This is a genomic window from Pseudomonas sp. BF-R-01 (assembly GCF_019946615.1).
GTDB classification, from domain to species: domain Bacteria; phylum Pseudomonadota; class Gammaproteobacteria; order Pseudomonadales; family Pseudomonadaceae; genus Aquipseudomonas; species Aquipseudomonas migulae.
Genome location: NZ_JAGYFX010000044.1, coordinates 23,944 through 41,860, shown reverse-complemented (window position 1 = coordinate 41,860; position 17,917 = coordinate 23,944). Strand labels below are relative to the sequence as shown.

Here is a 17,917-nt window from a genome sequence, read left to right as displayed (position 1 = left end):
ACAATAAGAGTGCAGCGCAATGAATCTGAGCAAGGTCGACCTCAACCTTTTCATCGTCTTCGACGCGATCTACACCGAAGCCAACCTGACCCGCGCCGGACAGATTGTCGGCATTACTCAACCGGCTGTTTCGAACGCTCTGGCCCGCCTGCGCGAGACGTTCAACGATCCTTTGTTCGTGCGTACGGCCCAAGGCATGGTGCCAACGCCGATGGCGCAAAACATCATCGGCCCGGTGCGCAACGCCCTCTCGCTGCTGCGGGTGTCGGTGCAGGAAAGCCGCATCTTCAACCCGTTGCAGGCGGTCAAGACGTACCGCATCAGCATGACCGACCTCACCGAAGCGGTGATCCTGCCGCCACTGTTCCAGCGCCTGCGCCGCCTGGCGCCAACGGTGATCATCGAAAGCTTTCTGTCCAAGCGCCGCGAGACCACCAAGGAACTGGCGGCCGGGCGACTCGACTTTGCGGTGGACGCGCCGCTCAACACCGACCCGCAAGTGCGTCACGTCAAGTTGATGGAAGACCGTTACGTGTGCGCCATGCGCAAGGGCCATCCGCTGGCGACCAAGGAGAAATTCACCCTCGATGACTATCTGTCACTGACGCACATCCATATTTCCAGCCGCCGCAGTGGTCTGGGCCATGTCGACCTGGCTCTGGGCAAGATGGGCATCCAGCGCAAGATTGCCCTGCGCTCCCAGCATTACTTGATGGCATCGCAGGTATTGCAGCAGACCGACATGGTCATGACCGTGCCGGAGCGCTTCGCCCGCCGCCATGATTTGTATTCGGTGAACCTGCCGGTCAACGATGTGCCGCCGGTGGAAACTCACCTTTACTGGCACGAAAGCACCGACCAGGACCCGGCCAACCGCTGGATGCGCGAGCAGATGATCGAGTTGTGCCAGCAGGTGACGGCGCATGAGAAGAAGCTCGATAAGGTGTAGGGCATTACACCGGGTTATCGTTCTTCGCGGGCAAGCCTCGCTCCTACAGGATTTACACAGTACCTGTAGGAGCGAGCGGTGCGGCGATCCGACTTGCCCGCGAAGAGGCCCGCAATGACGATGAAAAACCCCGCCCCTTGACGTAAACGTCAACCTGCCATTAGCTTAGCGCCATGACCTTTTTTTGAGCGCTTCCATGAGCAGCCAGACCTATAGCATTTCCGACCTCGCCCGCGAGCTCGACATCACCACGCGGGCCATTCGCTTCTATGAAGAGCAAGGCCTGCTCAGCCCCGAGCGACGCGGCCAGGAGCGCATCTATTCGCCCCGTGACAAGGTCAGCCTGAAACTGATCCTGCGGGGCAAGCGCATTGGCTTCTCACTCGCCGAATGCCGCGAGCTGATCGAACTCTACGACCCCACCGGCGGTAATCAGAAACAGCTGCAAACCATGCTGAGCAAAATCGCCGAGCGCCGCGAACAGTTGGAGCAGCAGATGCTCGACATCGAGCAGATGAAGCTGGAACTGGACACCGCACAGGAGCGCTGCACCCAGGCGCTGGAACTAACGATGAAAAGCCAGCCGGTGGTTCAATAGGTTTACACCGTCCCCTGTAGGAGCGAGCCTGCTCGCGATGAGGGCGTGACATTCAATATGGATGTTGACTGATCGTCCGCCATCGCGAGCAGGCTCACTCCTACAGGGTTCCATGAACATTCAGACAGACAGCACAGGTCGATTCCCATGTCCCTTCCTTCCCACGTACGCCTGGTCGAAGTCGGCCCTCGCGACGGTCTGCAAAACGAAGCTCAACCGATCAGCGTTGCCGATAAGGTGCAACTGGTCGATGCACTTACGGCCGCGGGCCTCGGCTATATAGAAGTCGGCAGTTTCGTTTCGCCCAAATGGGTGCCGCAGATGGCCGGATCCGCCGAAGTCTTCGCGCAAATCCAGCGCAAACCGGGCGTGACCTATGGCGCCCTCGCCCCCAACCTGCGCGGCTTCGAAGATGCGATCGCCGCCGGGGTCAAGGAAGTCGCAGTGTTCGCCGCAGCGTCCGAAGCGTTTTCCCAGCGCAACATCAATTGCTCGATCAGCGAAAGTCTCGAGCGTTTTGCGCCGATCATGGAAGCCGCCAGGCAGCACGGCGTTACCGTGCGCGGTTACGTGTCCTGCGTGCTGGGCTGTCCTTATGAAGGTCACGTCAAACCCGAACAAGTTGCCCTGGTCGCCCGCGAGCTCTATGCCATGGGCTGCTACGAAGTATCGCTGGGGGACACCATCGGCACCGGCACGGCGGGCGCGACGCGCAAGATGTTCGAAGTGGTTTCGGCCGACGTGCCGCGGGAGAAACTGGCCGGGCACTTCCACGATACCTACGGCCAGGCCATGGCCAACATCTATGCCAGCCTGCTCGAAGGCATCTCGGTGTTTGACAGCTCCATCGCCGGCCTCGGCGGCTGCCCCTACGCCAAAGGCGCCAGCGGTAACGTCGCCACCGAAGACGTGGTTTACCTGCTCAATGGCCTCGGCATCGAAACAGGTATCGACCTGGACGCCTTGATTCTCGCCGGTCAGCAGATTTGCACGGTGCTGGGGCGCCCAACCGGTTCGCGCGTGGCCAAGGCTCGCAGCGCGCAATAAGTGCGCTGATGTGTCCAGGTGTTACCGCTGCGTCTGGAACGTGGGGGATAAGCGAGTAACACGGAAACAAATTGTAGGGGTTTACCTGAGCGAAAAATCCTACAAAAACTCAAGCCATTGATTTTAAAGTGTTTTTAAAAGTTGGCACGGCTTCTGCTATCTCTATGGCATAACAAGAATAAAAAGCAGCAAACCAATAAAAATAAGACGTAACGACTCTGACATAACAAGAACAACACGGCAGAGACGCAGCTAACAGATTTTTTTGGAGAAGGTGTGCTTTTCAGGGTGCTTTTCGGAGTAACCCGCAACCGGGCAGAGAACAATAAAACTACCTTCAGGTAGCTCCCGAACTGGTTGGATCGCTTAGCGAAAAAGTAGATCAGCGCTCAAAAAAATACGTTTGCTCTTGATCCCGGATGGGGATCGACAAAAACAGCGGTAAAGGGTCACGGTTGCCAAAAACAAAAACAGACCGCCCCTCAATAATAAAAAAAGAGCATGCGCAACGAAAAATTAAAGGGGAGCTTCGGCTCCCCTTTGTGCTTTCTGCGATTCAGGTTTTCACCATCGCCCCTGTGGGAGCCAGCCTGCTGGCGATTGCGGTGGTTCAGACATAGGTATGTTGACTGACACTCCGCTATCGCCAGCAGGCTGGCTCCCACAAGGGGAAATTTGTCACGCCTTGTTGATGCGCAATTCCTCGATGCTGATCTCGCGCATCCGGAATTTCTGGATCTTGCCGGTCACCGTCATCGGAAACTCTTCCACAAACTTGAAGTAGCGCGGTGTCTTGAAGTGCGCGATGCGCTCCTTGCACCAGGTTTGCAGCTCTTGCTCGGTGGCACTGTGACCGGGGTGGAATTTGATCCAGGCGACGATCTCTTCGCCATAACGCGAACACGGGATGCCGATCACTTGCACGTCCGCCACGGCCGGGTGAGTGAAAAAGAATTCTTCCAGCTCCCGCGGGTAAATATTCTCACCACCACGGATGATCATGTCCTTGTTGCGTCCGGCAATGCACACGTAGCCTTCATCATTCATGCTCGCCAGATCACCGGTGTGCATCCAGCCGGCCTGATCGATGGCTTCGGCGGTGCCTTGCGGGTTGTTCCAGTAGCCGAGCATCACGCTGTAGCCACGGGTGCAGAGTTCGCCGATGGTGCCGCGAGGTACCAGGTTGCCCGCCTCGTCGATGATTTTGCTTTCAAGCTGCGGTTGGGTGCGACCGACCGTGGTGACGCGCAATTCCAGTTCGTCTGAAGGACCGGTCTGCAACGACACCGGACTTGTTTCCGTCATGCCGTAGGCAATCTGCACTTCGTTCATGTGCATTTCGCTGATCACCCGACGCATCACTTCGATCGGACAGGTCGCGCCGGCCATGATCCCGGTACGCAGGCTCGACAGATCGAATTGCGCACGTTGCGGCTGATCGAGCATGGCGATGAACATGGTCGGCACGCCATACAGTGCGGTGGCCTTTTCTTCGGCGACGGTGGTCAGGGTCAGCAGCGGATCGAAGGCATCGTTGGGGTAAATCATGGTGCTGCCGTGGGTGATGCAGCCAAGGTTGCCCATGACCATGCCGAAGCAGTGATACAGCGGCACCGGGATCACCAGCCGATCATTGGCGGTCAGGCCGAGGCTTTCGCCCACCATGTAACCGTTGTTGAGAATGTTGTAGTGGCTGAGGGTCGCGCCCTTCGGAAAACCGGTGGTGCCGGAGGTGTACTGGATGTTCACGGCCTGGTCGAAATGCAGGCTGTCGCCCCGCTCGCGTAACTGCTCGCTGGATACACCCGCTGCGAGATCGCTCAGTTGCGACCACGGCAGAAAACCTGATGGCGGCTGCGCATCCAGGCTGATCACGCCGCGCAAGTCCGGCAGACGCTCGCTCTGCAACTGGCCGATGGATTGTTCTGCCAGCTCGGGCACCAGGCCTTGCAACATGCCGTGGTAGTTGGAGGTCTTGAACGCGCCCGCACAGACCAGCCATTTGCAGCCTGACTGCTTCAACACGTATTCGAGTTCCGAGCTGCGATACGCCGGATTGATGTTGACCAGGATCACGCCGATCTTCGCGCTGGCGAACTGGCTGATGCACCACTGCGCACAATTCGGCGCCCAGATGCCGAGGCGATCACCGGTCTGCAACCCCAGCGCGAGCAGCGCCCGGGCATGAAGGTCCACGGCGTCGGACAGTTGCTGCCAGGTGTAGCGCAACTGTTGATGGCGCACGACCAGCGCCTCGCCCGTCGGATACTGCGCGACGGTGTTATCAAATGCCTGACCGATGGTCATCGCCAGCAAGGCTTTGTCCTGAGAACCACGGGTATAGCTGCGCTGCGGGCTTGCACTGGGTTGATCCATGACGACCCCTATTGTCTTTATTAATGGGCTACCAACGGATACCTGCAGGAGCGATGCTTGCTCGCGAAGAGGCCTCTACATTCAACATTTATGTCGACTGATCTGACGCTTTCGCGAGCAAGCATCGCTCCTACAAGTTGGGTCCGCTTTCTATCTTGAACTGGCTCTACTCTCGCTCAAGTTGACGTTAACGTAAAGGGTGATTGACAGCCTTTCGTCACAGGCTTACGTTAACGTAAAGGTGAGAGCCAAATCACGACCCTCCCCGCCCTACAAAAAAGCCAAAAGGTGACCCATGAGCTATCCATCCCTGAACTTTGCCCTCGGTGAAACCATCGACATGCTGCGCGATCAGGTCCAGTCCTTCGTCGCCAAAGAGATCGCCCCGCGCGCCGCTCAGATCGACATCGACAACCTGTTCCCCGCCGACCTGTGGCGCAAGTTCGGCGACATGGGCCTGCTCGGCATTACCGTCCCGGAAGAATACGGCGGTGCTGGCCTGGGTTACCTGGCGCACGTGGTGGCCATGGAAGAAATCAGCCGCGGTTCGGCGTCGGTCGCCCTGTCCTACGGCGCGCACTCCAACCTTTGCGTGAACCAGATCAACCGCAACGGCAATCACGAACAGAAAAGCAAATACCTGCCGAAGCTGATCAGCGGCGAGCACATCGGCGCCCTGGCCATGAGTGAACCGAATGCCGGTTCCGACGTGGTCTCGATGAAATTGCGCGCCGACAAACGTGGTGATCACTACGTGCTCAACGGCAGCAAAACCTGGATCACCAACGGCCCCGACGCCAACACCTACGTGATCTACGCCAAGACCGACCTGGAAAAAGGCCCGCACGGCATCACCGCGTTCATCGTCGAGCGCGACTGGAAAGGCTTCAGCCGCAGCAACAAGTTCGACAAGCTCGGCATGCGCGGCTCCAACACCTGCGAGCTGTTCTTCGATGACGTCGAAGTGCCGGAAGAAAACATCCTCGGCGTGCTCAACGGCGGCGTGAAAGTGCTGATGAGCGGCCTCGACTACGAACGTGTCGTCCTGTCCGGCGGCCCGACCGGGATCATGCAGGCGTGCATGGACCTGATCGTGCCGTACATCCACGACCGCAAGCAGTTCGGGCAAAGCATCGGCGAATTCCAGCTGATCCAGGGCAAAGTCGCCGACATGTACACCCAACTCAACGCCAGCCGCGCCTACCTTTATGCGGTGGCCCAGGCCTGCGAGCGCGGCGAAACCACACGCAAGGACGCTGCCGGCGTGATCCTCTACAGCGCCGAGCGCGCCACGCAAATGGCCCTCGACGCGATCCAGATTCTCGGCGGCAACGGTTACATCAATGAATTCCCGGCCGGTCGTCTGCTGCGTGACGCCAAGCTGTACGAAATCGGCGCCGGCACCAGTGAGATCCGTCGCATGCTGATCGGTCGCGAACTGTTCAACGAAACCCGCTAAACGGAGCTGTCCATGGCTATCCTGCATACCCAGCTCAACCCCCGTTCCGCGGAGTTTGCCGCGAACAGCGCGGCGATGCTCACCCAGGTCGACGCCTTGCACACCCTGCTCGCGCAAGTGCAGCAAGGTGGCGGTCCGAAAGCGCAAGAACGCCACACTTCGCGGGGCAAATTGCTGCCCCGCGAGCGGATCAATCGCCTGCTCGATCCGGGCTCGCCGTTTCTCGAAATCAGCCAATTGGCGGCCTACGAGGTGTATGGCGAAGACGTGCCGGCCGCGGGCGTGATTGCCGGGATCGGTCGAGTGGAAGGCGTCGAGTGCATGATCGTGGCCAACGATGCCACGGTGAAAGGCGGCTCGTATTACCCGCTGACCGTAAAAAAACACCTGCGCGCCCAGACCATCGCTCAGCAGAACCGCTTGCCGTGCATTTATCTGGTGGACTCCGGCGGCGCCAACCTGCCGCGTCAGGATGAAGTGTTCCCGGACCGCGAGCACTTCGGGCGGATCTTTTTCAACCAGGCCAACATGAGCGCCATGGGTATTCCGCAAATCGCGGTGGTCATGGGCTCGTGCACTGCCGGCGGCGCTTACGTGCCGGCGATGGCCGACGAAGCGATCATGGTTCGCGAGCAGGCAACTATTTTCCTCGCCGGCCCACCGCTGGTGAAAGCCGCGACCGGTGAAGTGGTCAGCGCCGAAGATCTGGGCGGTGCCGATGTGCACTGCAAGATTTCCGGGGTTGCCGACCATTATGCCGAGAGCGATGAACACGCCTTGGCCATTGCCCGACGCAGCATCGCCAACCTTAACTGGCGCAAGCTCGGCGAACTGCAACAACGCACGCCCATCGCCCCGCTCTACAGCAGCGACGAGTTGTATGGCGTGGTGTCGGCCGACGCCAAGCAGCCGTTCGATGTGCGCGAAGTGATCGCGCGGCTGGTGGACGGTTCGGTGTTCGACGAATTCAAGGCGCTGTTCGGGACCACGCTGGTGTGCGGTTTTGCTCACTTGCACGGTTACCCGATCGCGATCCTCGCCAACAACGGCATCCTCTTCGCCGAGGCCGCGCAGAAAGGCGCGCACTTCATCGAACTGGCCTGCCAACGCGGCATTCCGTTGCTGTTCCTGCAAAACATCACCGGCTTCATGGTCGGCCAGAAATACGAGGCCGGCGGCATCGCCAAGCACGGCGCAAAACTGGTGACCGCCGTGGCGTGCGCCAAGGTGCCGAAATTCACCGTGATCATTGGTGGCAGCTTCGGCGCCGGTAACTACGGCATGTGCGGGCGGGCCTACGATCCACGTTTCCTGTGGATGTGGCCGAATGCACGCATCGGCGTGATGGGCGCCGAGCAAGCGGCGGGCGTGTTGGTGCAGGTCAAGCGCGAGCAGGCCGAGCGCGGTGGCCATGGTTTCAGCGCCGAGCAGGAAGCCGAAATCAAGCAACCGATCCTCGATCAATACGAAGAACAGGGCCACCCTTACTACTCCAGCGCACGGCTGTGGGACGACGGCGTCATTGACCCGGCGCAGACCCGCGACGTGCTGGCCCTGGCCTTGTCCGCGTCGCTGAACGCGCCAATCGAACCGAGCCGCTTCGGCGTGTTCCGGATGTGATTTGATCCTGTAGGAGCGAGCGGGCGGCGATCCGACTTGCCCGCGAAAGCGGTTTGTCTGTCACATCGATGTTGGATGTACCGACGCCTTCGCGGGCAAGCCTCGCTCCTACAAGTACCGTGGAGACGGATGAACATGAGCGACTTCAACACCCTCGAACTGCAGACCGACCCTCGTGGTTTCGCGACCCTGTGGCTCAGCCGGGAAGAAAAGAACAACGCGTTCAACGCCGAGATGATCCGTGAGCTGATCCTCGCGCTGGACAAGGTCTCGACCGACGCCAGCCTGCGCTTTTTGCTGGTGCGCGGACGTGGCAAGCATTTCAGCGCCGGCGCCGACCTGGCGTGGATGCAGCAATCGGCCGAGCTCGATTACCACACCAATCTCGACGACGCCCGAGAACTGGCGGAGTTGATGTACAACCTGGCCAAGCTGAAAGTTCCGACGCTGGCCGTGGTTCAAGGCGCGGCTTTCGGCGGCGCGCTGGGCCTGATCAGTTGCTGCGACATGGCCATCGGCGCCGACGACGCTCAGTTCTGCCTGTCGGAAGTACGCATCGGCCTGGCACCGGCGGTGATCAGCCCGTTCGTGGTGCAAGCCATCGGCGAACGCGCGGCACGCCGTTATGCGCTGACCGCCGAGCGATTCGGTGGGCAACGCGCTCGGGAAATCGGCTTGTTGTCGGAGAGTTATCCGGGCAATGAGCTGGAGCAGAAAGTCGAGCAATGGATCGACAACCTGCTGCTCAACAGCCCCGCAGCCATGCGCGTCAGCAAGGATTTGCTGCGTGAAGTCGGCAACGGCGCGCTGACCCCGGCGCTGCGTCGCTACACCGAAAATGCCATCGCGCGTATCCGCGTCAGCCCCGAAGGCCAGGAAGGCCTGCGCGCCTTTCTGCAAAAACGTCCGCCGAGCTGGCAGGCCGAAACCACCCCCAAGGAGCCGCGTTGATGAGCGCACCTGTCATTACCTCTCTGCTGGTGGCCAACCGTGGCGAAATCGCGTGCCGGGTCATGCGCACCGCCAAGGCCCTGGGCCTGACCACCGTCGCCGTGCACAGCGCCACCGACCGCGAAGCGCGGCACAGCCGCGAAGCGGACATTCGCGTTGACCTCGGTGGCAGCAAAGCCGCCGACAGCTACCTGCAAATCGACAAACTGATCGCCGCCGCCAAGGCCTGCGGCGCGCAGGCGATCCATCCGGGTTATGGTTTTCTGTCCGAGAATGCCGGGTTCGCCCGCGCCATCGAACAAGCAGGCCTGATCTTCCTCGGTCCGCCCGCCTCGGCCATCGATGCCATGGGCAGCAAATCCGCCGCCAAAGCCTTGATGGAAACCGCTGGCGTGCCACTGGTGCCCGGTTATCACGGCGAAGCTCAAGACCTCGACACCTTCCGCGACGCTTGCGAACGCATCGGTTATCCGGTGCTGCTCAAGGCGACGGCGGGCGGTGGCGGCAAAGGCATGAAAGTGGTCGAGGACGTCAGCCAGCTGGCCGAAGCCCTCGCCTCGGCCCAGCGTGAAGCGCAATCCTCGTTCGGCGATTCGCGGATGCTGGTCGAAAAATATCTGCTGAAGCCGCGCCACGTGGAAATCCAGGTTTTCGCCGACCAGCACGGCAATTGCCTGTACCTCAACGAACGTGACTGCTCGATTCAGCGTCGGCACCAGAAAGTCGTCGAAGAAGCGCCCGCACCAGGCTTGAGCCCGGAACTGCGTCGCGCCATGGGCGAAGCGGCCGTGCGTTCGGCGCAGGCCATCGGTTATGTCGGCGCCGGCACCGTGGAGTTCTTGCTGGATGCGCGCGGCGAGTTCTTCTTCATGGAGATGAACACGCGCCTGCAAGTCGAACACCCGGTCACCGAAGCCATCACCGGCCTTGATCTGGTGGCCTGGCAGATTCGCGTGGCACGCGGTGAAGCGCTGCCGATGACTCAGGATCAAGTGCCCCTGATCGGCCATGCGATCGAAGTGCGGCTGTACGCCGAAGACCCGGGCAATGATTTCCTGCCGGCTACCGGGCGCCTGGAGTTGTACCGTGAATCGGCCGAAGGTCCGGGACGTCGGGTAGACAGCGGCGTGGAAGAAGGCGACGAGATTTCGCCGTTCTATGACCCAATGCTCGGCAAGCTGATTGCCTGGGGCGAGGACCGCGAACAGGCGCGCCTGCGCTTGCTGAGCATGCTCGATGAGTTCGCGATTGGCGGTCTCAAGACCAACATCAACTTCTTGCGTCGAATCGTTGGTCATCCGGCGTTTGCGGCGGCTGAGCTGGATACCGGGTTCATTCCGCGTTACCAGGAGCAACTGCTGCCAGAGCCCTCGCCGCTCAGTGATGAGTTCTGGCAAGCCGCGGCGCAGGCGTTTTCCCAAAGCCAACCGGACACGACCCGCGCTGATGACCTGAGTTCGCCTTGGGGTATCGGCACTGGGTTCCGTGCCGGATTGCCGACAGAAATCACCCTGCATTTGAGCTGCGAAGGTCAGGACCGTGCGCTGACGTTGGGCGCTACCCGATCGGCGCAACTCGCGGGCGAGCAACTGCTGACCGAACACAATGGCGTGCGCCGCCAGCATCGGGCAATCCGTCGCGGCGGCGTTGTGTATCTGCAATGGGATGGTGAATTGCGCCGCATCGAGTCCTACGACCCGATCAGCGCCGTCGAAGCCAGTCACAGCCATCATGGTGGGCTCACTGCGCCCATGAACGGCAGCATCGTGCGAGTGCTGGTGGAGGCCGGGCAAACGGTCGAAGCCGGGGCGCAACTGGTGGTGCTGGAGGCGATGAAGATGGAGCACAGCATTCGTGCACCACACGCTGGGGTGATCAAGGCGCTGTATTGCCAGGAAGGCGAGATGGTCAGCGAAGGCAGTGCATTGGTCGAGCTGGAAGAAGCCTGAAATGCGGATCGGTCCTACGCCTTGCGAGGACCGATCTGATCAGAACCTGGCCGTTGCCTGAACCACTACGCCGATGATTCGGCAGGCCTCGGTGTAAAGGGCTTTCGGATACGTCGGATTGAGCGGGACCAGGTAACGCTGCCCGCCCTCTTCGATCAGTTTGCGAAACGTCGCTTCAGTGCTGTCCGGCCATTGGGCGATCACCAGTTTCCCGGGCTCCGGCACAATGGCCGGGTCCACCAGGATCATCATGCCCTCGGCGATACTGACGCCGCTCGGTGCAGTCATCGCATCGCCCACCACGGTCAACCAAAACGCCGCGCCCTGAGCGTGGTAGTCAGTCAGTTCGAATCGCGCCGTGTCATAGACCGTCGGCTCACCGTCACGCACCTCGCAGGATTCGCGCCAGTCACTGACCGGGTAACGGAAGTACGGGTTGTACTTGCGCACCAGATCCTGGCTTTCCTCCTTCGCAATGTCCGGCTCGCGGATCACCAGCGCCACCTCGAGAAACTCCATGCCCAGTGCGTGCAGCACACGGTTCATGTCATCGATGCCCGGTTGGCGACGTTTGTTCAGCCAATGGCCGACGCCGCCCTGGGACATCCCCAGGCGGTCGGCGAGTATTTCCTGAGTGACTTTGAGTTCACTCATCTTGGCCTTGACCAATTCAATCCATTTATCCATGTGCGGCACGATACGTGGGCGCCTCCGGCCAGCAAAACACAACTTGTAGTATTTAAATTCTCGTCACAAATACAGTTCGTACTACGATTGGATCACGGATTTGAATCTAACACGGAGCTTTGCCATCGCCATGACCATCCCCAGCAATGACTTGCCAGACATGCAGATCGACACCTCCCTCACCTCGCCAAAAGGCTCGGCCGCCGCGCAGCGCGCCCTGGACTATTACTTGAAACCAGCTGTGTCCGAAGTGGTGGAAGAGGAGCGTTTTTTTGATGTGAACCGCAATGTCAGCTGCGAGGAAGCACTGGTGCGAGCTTCAGACCTGTTGCGCTGCGCCGCCGCCACGGCGTACGAGTCGGCGAACAATCTGCAGGGCGTGCACCGGGACCTGGCGTTTTCGACGGTGCATATGATCGATATGGCCAAGGCGTTGCTGGACCGATCCCTCGACGGGGATCATCACGCATAAGGCAGGCAGGTATATTTCGCGGGGCGCGGGAAAGAATTTTCCAATCGCGCAGATAAAATCGTTTGACTTGCAAACGAGAATGATTATTATTGCATGCAGCTGGTCGCGAGATCAGTCGATTGTCCAAGTGACCTTAGGTCGGTCTCCTGGACTATCTCCTCATCAGGCTAATCACGGTTTTTGACCCGGCTTTTTGCCGGGTCTTTTTTTTGCCAGTTATTCTGGCTTTACCTTCAGGCTAATGAAGTCTTTGGGTGCTGCAAATTCGATGGCGCGGATAATATCAAAAGAATATCTGTTGGCAAGAGAAGCCCGGCAACATTGGGCCAAACTAATGGAAAATAGCACTTGAGAATCAATCGCACAGTCTCTAAGCTGCGACGGCGTCAAGGAGGACGCCCCCCTTTTACCCCCGCAATTTCCCCCGGTTTTTCCCTTCCCAGCGTGTAAAGTATCAGCCATAAAAATCATATTCAGGAATCGACTATGACCGTGGCTAGATCTTCTTTCGACATCAGCGCCAACTTCGACAGCGGCAACATTGAAGTGCTGGACATCAGCAATCCGTTGCAAGCCCTGCTGGCCATCAAGCCAGACACCCGCAGCCAGCATTTTCAGTGGTTTCACTTCAAGGCCAGCGGTTTGCACGTCGGACAGGAACACTGGTTTCGTCTGAACAATGCCAGCAAATCCTCGTACAACAAAGCCTGGGACGGCTATCAGGCAGTGGCGTCCTACGACCACGTCAACTGGTTCCGGGTGCCGACCATCTTCGAAGGCGACTGCCTGCGTTTCAGCCTCGAAGCCACGGCCACCCACGCCTGGTTTGCCTACTTCGAACCCTACAGCCGTGGTCGCCATGACTGGTTGATCGAACAGGCGCTGACCAAGGCCGGCACTGAACTGCTGGCCACCGGCAAGAGTGTCGAAGGTCGTGACATTCAGTTGCTGCGCAAAGGCCCCGGCGCCGAAGGCCGGCGCAAGGTCTGGATGATTGCCCAGCAACACCCCGGCGAACACATGGCCGAGTGGTTCATGGAAGGTGTGATCGAACGCCTGGAAAGACACGACGATCCAGTGCTGAACAAACTGCTGGCCAGCGCCGACCTGTACCTGGTGCCGAACATGAACCCGGACGGTGCCTTTCACGGTCACCTGCGCACCAACGCCATGGGCCAGGACCTCAACCGCGCCTGGCAGAGCGCCAGTCAGGAGATCAGTCCGGAAGTGCTGTTCGCTCAGCAACAGATGGAAAAGTACGGCGTCGACCTGTTCCTCGACATCCATGGCGATGAAGAAATCCCCTACGTGTTCACTGCCGGCTGCGAAGGCAACCCAGGCTACACGCCGCGGATCGAAAAACTCGAAGAGCATTTCCGCAGTCATCTGAAACACCTGACCAAGGACTTCCAGACCAAGCACGGCTACACCCGCGACGAACCAGGCAAAGCCAACATGACCCTGGCGTGCAACAGCGTCGGTCAGAAATTCGACTGCCTGTCGTTGACCCTGGAGATGCCGTTCAAGGACAACAACGACAAACCGGATCCGTTGACTGGCTGGTCCGGCAAGCGCTCGAAGCAACTGGGCAAGGATGTGCTGACGACCGTGGCGGACATGGTCGATACCTTGCGCTGATCCTGCGCAATGGCTGCATGCCAGGCATGCAGCCACGCCTCATTCGGCCGCCACTCGCACACAATCCTCCGGCCGCAAAGCTTGATCTACAGCGTGCGCCCCAAAGCGCAAAGCCGGTTAACCGCGGTCTTTGCCCCGCAACATGCTGTCGAGCACCTCATCACGCCGTACCCAACCGTGAAACAACGCCGCCGCCAGATGCAGCAGCACGGTCAAAAACAGCAGGTATGCCAGATACCCGTGCGCCTTGCGCAGGAACGCAAACACCTGCGCATTCGCCGGCACAATCGACGGCAACTGCAACGAACTGCTGAGCATCACCGGGTCGCCCGCCGCCGAAATCATCGCCCAGCCGAGCAGCGGCAGGATCAACATCAAGGCGTACAGCAAGACATGCGAAGCCTTGGCCGCCAGCGCTTGCCAGCCCGGCAAGTCTGCCGGCAAAGGAGGTTGCCGGGTGGAAAAGCGCACAGCGAGGCGCACGATCACCAGCAACAGAATGGCGATGCCCAACGGTTTGTGCAGATGGATCAGCCACTCGTGCCGCTCAGACACGGAAGCGACCATGCCCGCGCCGATAAACAGCATGGCAATGATCATCAGCGCCATCAGCCAGTGCAGCAGCCGCGCCAGCGGCGCGAAGTGGTTCGGTTGGTTGCTCATTGTTGAGCCTCCTGTTTGGCGGCGGGCAACTGGCTGACTTCACTGGTGCGGCGCAAGTAGGAACTGGCGTAACCGGCGGAGCGAGCGGCGAGCAACGGGTCGTCGGAACCTTCGATACCGGCGGGCAATACCAGCGGGTCGTAGTTGATGTCCCGGCATTCGCCATTGAGCTGCGGCTGGGTGCTTTCGAGCACCAGCGTGCCGGCATTCACCACTTTGCGACCGTCGGGCCAGGCCTTGCTGGCGTCGTTGACCGGATCACCGGGGTTGGCCAGCGTAATGTTCAACTGCCAACGCAGCGGCCCCAAGGCAATCCGTTGAAGCAGGTCTTTCTCGAGGAAATCGCCACCCTCCGGCGCCGTGGCACCTGCCGCGTCCTGCACCAACGGCACCATGCTCCAGCGCACCGCTTGCTTTTGCCCGGCGGCGTTGACCAGGTAAAACGCATTGACGCTGTTATAGGTTTCCGTCACGTAACTGGCGGACGGCTTGGCGGTTTTGATCCATGCCAGGAACGGCCCGGCTTCCGGGTGCGCCCCAAAGAACGCCGGCACCGCTGCCGGGTTCGGTTTACCGGTGGCCGGGTCCGGCGACTGGGCTTGCTGCAATTGATAGAACGCTTCGGGCGTGCCCACCGGGAACACCGGCATGCTGTTCATCCCGGTGCGCCACTGTTGGCCGTTGGCCTGGGTGAAGCGCAGCGCCAGGCTGCGGATCGGCACGGCGCTGTCCGGCGCATATGGGTTGCCGGCCGGCAAGGCAAAACGCCCGACCACCGGGGTCCGCGCCTCGTTGAACACCTGAGCGCTGGAATAGCTGCGCGCCTCGCCACTGCTTTCGAAATGTCCGATCACGCACACGCCTTTGGAGTGATTGCGCCGGAAGCCCGGGTGCACACCGTTGTTGGTTTCCAGCACGTTGATCAGCTTTTTCGGGGTCAGTCGCTGTGGGTCAAAGGTGCCGTTGACGTAGGCAAATGCCCCGGCCACTGCAGCGACCACCACGGCAATACCGGCCAGACGCAACGTCAGGCTCGCGGCACTCAAGGGGGGCCGGGTGGGCGGTGATGAGCGATCTACCATGAAAGACTCCAGGGCCATCGGCCACAAGTGAGAAGGATCAAGCAGACGAACCCCGCGAACGTTTATTCCATCGTGCGGTATTTATTTTTTCAGGCGTGGAATAACCTTCAGTGCCGGGCGTCTCTCTAGTCCACAGCGTAGTGACTAGCCAGAACTTCATGAACGAGATCGACGAACAACTCAGAGAAATCATTCCCGGATTGCGCCGGTTTGCCGTGTCGTTGACGCGCAACCCCAGCAGCGCCGACGACCTGGTGCAGTCGTGTCTGGAGCGGGCGCTGTCGAGTTGGGGCGACAAACGCCCCGAAGGCGACTTGCGCGCCTGGCTGTTTTCGATTCTGTATCGGCAATTTCTCGACGCTCACCGGCGCTCCCGGCGTTATGCGCGGATGCTCGAATTCTTTACCGGACGGGACGATACCCAACCGTCGGTAGAACGCACCGTGATCGCCCAATCGACCCTGCAAGCCTTCGATCAGCTCGGCACCGAACAGCGTGCGCTGCTGCTCTGGGTGTCGGTCGAAGGCCTGAGCTACAAGGAAGTCGCCGAGATTCTCGACGTCCCCGTCGGCACCGTCATGTCGCGCCTGTCCCGCGCCCGCCAGGCCCTGCGCCAACTCAGCGACGGCGAAATCACCCGCCCTTCCCTGCGGAGACTCAAATGATCAGCATGCCCCCGAGCGAGCGTGACCTGCACGCGTATGTGGACCACCAGCTCAATGATGACGACCGACGTCTGGTAGAGACTTTTCTGGCCGGCAACGTGGAAATCTCTGCACAGGTTCGCGCCTGGCAGCAGGACGCCCAGCAACTGCGCGCGGCCCTGAGCGGTGCGTTGCAGCAACCCGCCAACCCGGCCCTCGACCCGGCGCTGATTCGCCAGCGCCTCAAACGCCAATCACGCCGCCATCTGGCCAGCGCCGCGGTGTTGCTGATTGCCGTGAGCATCGGCGGCTTCAGCGGTTGGAAGGCGCGGGAGATGACCCTCCTCAGCGCGGCGGCACCGATGGCCGACGCGATTCAGGCTTATCGGCTGTTTGCCCAGCAAGGCATGCTGCCAGCCGATTACAAGGTCAGCGATGACGGCGATATGCAGGGCTGGCTCGACCGCTATTTCACGCAGGCCCATCGCTTGCCGGACCTTTCAGGCGCGGGGTTCAAACCGGTCAGCGGGCGCTTGCTCAGCACCGAGCAAGGGCCGGCGGCGATGGTGGTTTATGAGGATCGCAGCGGGCACAAAGTCAGCTTCTACGTGCGCCCGCCAGGACCGAAAAACTTCCTGCTGCCGAGGGGTAGTCGCAGTGACGGCGGGTTGCAGGCTGAGTACTGGTCCGGCAGCGGTTACAACTACGCGATGGTCAGCCCGAGCGATACGCCGACGGCGCAGATGCTCAAGCAAACCGTGCAATTCTGACCACCCCTTGTAGGAGCCGGCAAGCCGGCTCCTGCAAGGGATTTGCGGTGGATTCAGCTTTGGCCGAAGACTTGGGACGGCCGCCGCAACAACGGATCAAACGGATTGATCCGCGGCCCGATCAGCGCTGCTTCGCGCTTGAGCATCTCCACCACCGTCGGCAAGCGATCCGGGCCCAATCGGTCACTCACAGTGGCCACACTCAACGCCGCCACCGCACGCCCCTCACGATCCAGAATCGGCACCGCCACGCCGGCCATGCCTTGCAGCACTCCGGTGTTGCGCCCGGCATAACCGAGGGCGCGCACGTTCTCGACTTCCGAACGCAGGAACACCTCGTCGTACAGGTGAAAATCCTTCAGCCGCGGCAGGTTGTAATGGATCACCGTGTCGCGCTCCTCTTCCGGCAGGAACGCCAGGATCGCCAGACTGCCCTGGCCCACGCCCAGCGCCACCCGCCCGCCGATGTCGCCGGTAAAGGTGCGAATCGGAAACGGCCCTTCACTGCGGTCCAGGCAGATCGCATCAAACCCGCTGCGCGCCAGTAGAAACAATGAATCCCCCAGCGAAGCCGACAACCGCAGCAACGACGGCCGCACCAGTTCGCGCAGGTTTCCGGTATTGCCGGCACGCGCCGCCAGCGCAAAAAAATCCAGGCTCAGGCGATAGCGTTTGCTTCGAACGTCCTGCTCGACCATGCCCTCGTCCATCAGGCTGCGCAGCAAACGGTGTGTGGTCGGTTGCGACAAACCAATGCGCTGGGCCAGTTGCGTCACGCGCTCCCCGCCCTCGACGGTGTCACCCAGACTGCGCAGCACCGCAAACAGTCGGGAGACCGCACCGACGCCGACTTCATTTTTGTTTTCATTCCGCTCAATGGAATCAGTCATGCCATTTCTCGACAATTAATTTACTCACCGAATGAAACTGAAAATAGTCATCGCTTCAGTGAAATAGGCCATTGAGCCCATCCTAGTCTTCGTCCTAATCTGCGTCCACAGGGGCGATTCGA

17 protein-coding genes are annotated in these 17,917 nt (G+C 60.3%); 12 read left to right on the top strand and 5 right to left on the bottom strand.

What is annotated here, in order from left to right; translation table 11 throughout:
* Window positions 1-19 precede the first annotated feature (19 nt).
* From KGB27_RS17500 to KGB27_RS17485, 4 genes are all read left to right on the top strand, one after another.
* Window positions 20-949, top strand: coding sequence for a LysR family transcriptional regulator (locus tag KGB27_RS17500; RefSeq protein ID WP_008031887.1), 930 nt, complete (start codon window positions 20-22; stop codon window positions 947-949).
* 196 nt (window positions 950-1,145) lie between these two features.
* Window positions 1,146-1,547 (top strand): MerR family transcriptional regulator, encoded by a 402-nt coding sequence (locus tag KGB27_RS17495; protein WP_008041195.1) that lies wholly within the window; start codon window positions 1,146-1,148, stop codon window positions 1,545-1,547.
* Window positions 1,548-1,694: 147 nt separating this feature from the next.
* The gene (locus tag KGB27_RS17490) at window positions 1,695-2,594 is read left to right on the top strand and encodes a hydroxymethylglutaryl-CoA lyase (RefSeq protein ID WP_192229214.1); all 900 of its coding nucleotides are present in this window, start codon (window positions 1,695-1,697) and stop codon (window positions 2,592-2,594) included.
* Window positions 2,595-3,013: 419 nt separating this feature from the next.
* Window positions 3,014-3,214, top strand: coding sequence for a hypothetical protein (locus KGB27_RS17485; protein ID WP_032828949.1), 201 nt, complete (start codon window positions 3,014-3,016; stop codon window positions 3,212-3,214).
* Between the two features lie 58 nt (window positions 3,215-3,272).
* On the opposite strand, the gene KGB27_RS17480 is transcribed toward KGB27_RS17485, so the two are convergent.
* Window positions 3,273-4,970, bottom strand: a complete 1,698-nt coding sequence (locus KGB27_RS17480) for an AMP-binding protein (RefSeq protein WP_008041200.1) — start codon at window positions 4,968-4,970, stop codon at window positions 3,273-3,275.
* Between the two features lie 295 nt (window positions 4,971-5,265).
* Between KGB27_RS17480 and KGB27_RS17475 the strand changes: the two genes are divergently transcribed.
* From KGB27_RS17475 to KGB27_RS17460, 4 genes are all read left to right on the top strand, one after another.
* The gene (locus KGB27_RS17475; protein WP_008031893.1) at window positions 5,266-6,429 is read left to right on the top strand and encodes an isovaleryl-CoA dehydrogenase; all 1,164 of its coding nucleotides are present in this window, start codon (window positions 5,266-5,268) and stop codon (window positions 6,427-6,429) included.
* Between the two features lie 12 nt (window positions 6,430-6,441).
* Window positions 6,442-8,049, top strand: a complete 1,608-nt coding sequence (locus tag KGB27_RS17470; RefSeq protein ID WP_192229211.1) for a carboxyl transferase domain-containing protein — start codon at window positions 6,442-6,444, stop codon at window positions 8,047-8,049.
* Window positions 8,050-8,184: 135 nt separating this feature from the next.
* A complete protein-coding gene (locus KGB27_RS17465) occupies window positions 8,185-9,000 on the top strand; it encodes a gamma-carboxygeranoyl-CoA hydratase (RefSeq protein ID WP_008041207.1) in 816 nt (271 codons plus the stop codon).
* The gene (locus KGB27_RS17460; protein ID WP_223555488.1) at window positions 9,000-10,949 is read left to right on the top strand and encodes an acetyl/propionyl/methylcrotonyl-CoA carboxylase subunit alpha; all 1,950 of its coding nucleotides are present in this window, start codon (window positions 9,000-9,002) and stop codon (window positions 10,947-10,949) included. The genes KGB27_RS17465 and KGB27_RS17460 overlap by 1 nt, the downstream gene beginning before the upstream one ends.
* Before the next feature lie 39 nt (window positions 10,950-10,988).
* On the opposite strand, the gene KGB27_RS17455 is transcribed toward KGB27_RS17460, so the two are convergent.
* Complete coding sequence (locus KGB27_RS17455; protein WP_192229209.1) at window positions 10,989-11,636, bottom strand: LexA family protein; 648 nt, start codon at window positions 11,634-11,636, stop codon at window positions 10,989-10,991.
* A gap of 130 nt (window positions 11,637-11,766) precedes the next feature.
* Between KGB27_RS17455 and KGB27_RS17450 the strand changes: the two genes are divergently transcribed.
* Together KGB27_RS17450 and KGB27_RS17445 are read left to right on the top strand one after the other, a co-directional pair.
* A complete protein-coding gene (locus KGB27_RS17450) occupies window positions 11,767-12,108 on the top strand; it encodes a DUF6124 family protein (protein WP_223555498.1) in 342 nt (113 codons plus the stop codon).
* 486 nt (window positions 12,109-12,594) lie between these two features.
* A complete protein-coding gene (locus KGB27_RS17445) occupies window positions 12,595-13,746 on the top strand; it encodes a M14-type cytosolic carboxypeptidase (RefSeq protein WP_223555486.1) in 1,152 nt (383 codons plus the stop codon).
* Window positions 13,747-13,863: 117 nt separating this feature from the next.
* Here KGB27_RS17445 and KGB27_RS17440 read toward each other — a convergent pair whose 3' ends face one another.
* Both KGB27_RS17440 and KGB27_RS17435 read right to left on the bottom strand, forming a co-directional pair.
* Window positions 13,864-14,409: a cytochrome b gene (locus KGB27_RS17440; protein WP_207285992.1), complete on the bottom strand. Its 546-nt coding sequence runs from the start codon at window positions 14,407-14,409 to the stop codon at window positions 13,864-13,866.
* Window positions 14,406-15,491: a catalase family peroxidase gene (locus tag KGB27_RS17435; RefSeq protein WP_192229207.1), complete on the bottom strand. Its 1,086-nt coding sequence runs from the start codon at window positions 15,489-15,491 to the stop codon at window positions 14,406-14,408. Before KGB27_RS17435 ends, KGB27_RS17440 begins: the two co-directional genes overlap by 4 nt.
* Before the next feature lie 158 nt (window positions 15,492-15,649).
* Between KGB27_RS17435 and KGB27_RS17430 the strand changes: the two genes are divergently transcribed.
* Together KGB27_RS17430 and KGB27_RS17425 are read left to right on the top strand one after the other, a co-directional pair.
* On the top strand, window positions 15,650-16,156 hold the full coding sequence (locus KGB27_RS17430; RefSeq protein ID WP_032832617.1) for a sigma-70 family RNA polymerase sigma factor: 507 nt from the start codon (window positions 15,650-15,652) through the stop codon (window positions 16,154-16,156).
* Window positions 16,153-16,905 carry an anti-sigma factor family protein gene (locus KGB27_RS17425; protein WP_223555484.1) on the top strand — a complete coding sequence of 251 codons (753 nt, stop codon included), beginning with the start codon at window positions 16,153-16,155 and terminating at the stop codon, window positions 16,903-16,905. Before KGB27_RS17430 ends, KGB27_RS17425 begins: the two co-directional genes overlap by 4 nt.
* A gap of 53 nt (window positions 16,906-16,958) precedes the next feature.
* On the opposite strand, the gene KGB27_RS17420 is transcribed toward KGB27_RS17425, so the two are convergent.
* Window positions 16,959-17,795: an IclR family transcriptional regulator gene (locus tag KGB27_RS17420; protein WP_008031920.1), complete on the bottom strand. Its 837-nt coding sequence runs from the start codon at window positions 17,793-17,795 to the stop codon at window positions 16,959-16,961.
* Between the last annotated feature and the right edge of the window lie 122 nt (window positions 17,796-17,917).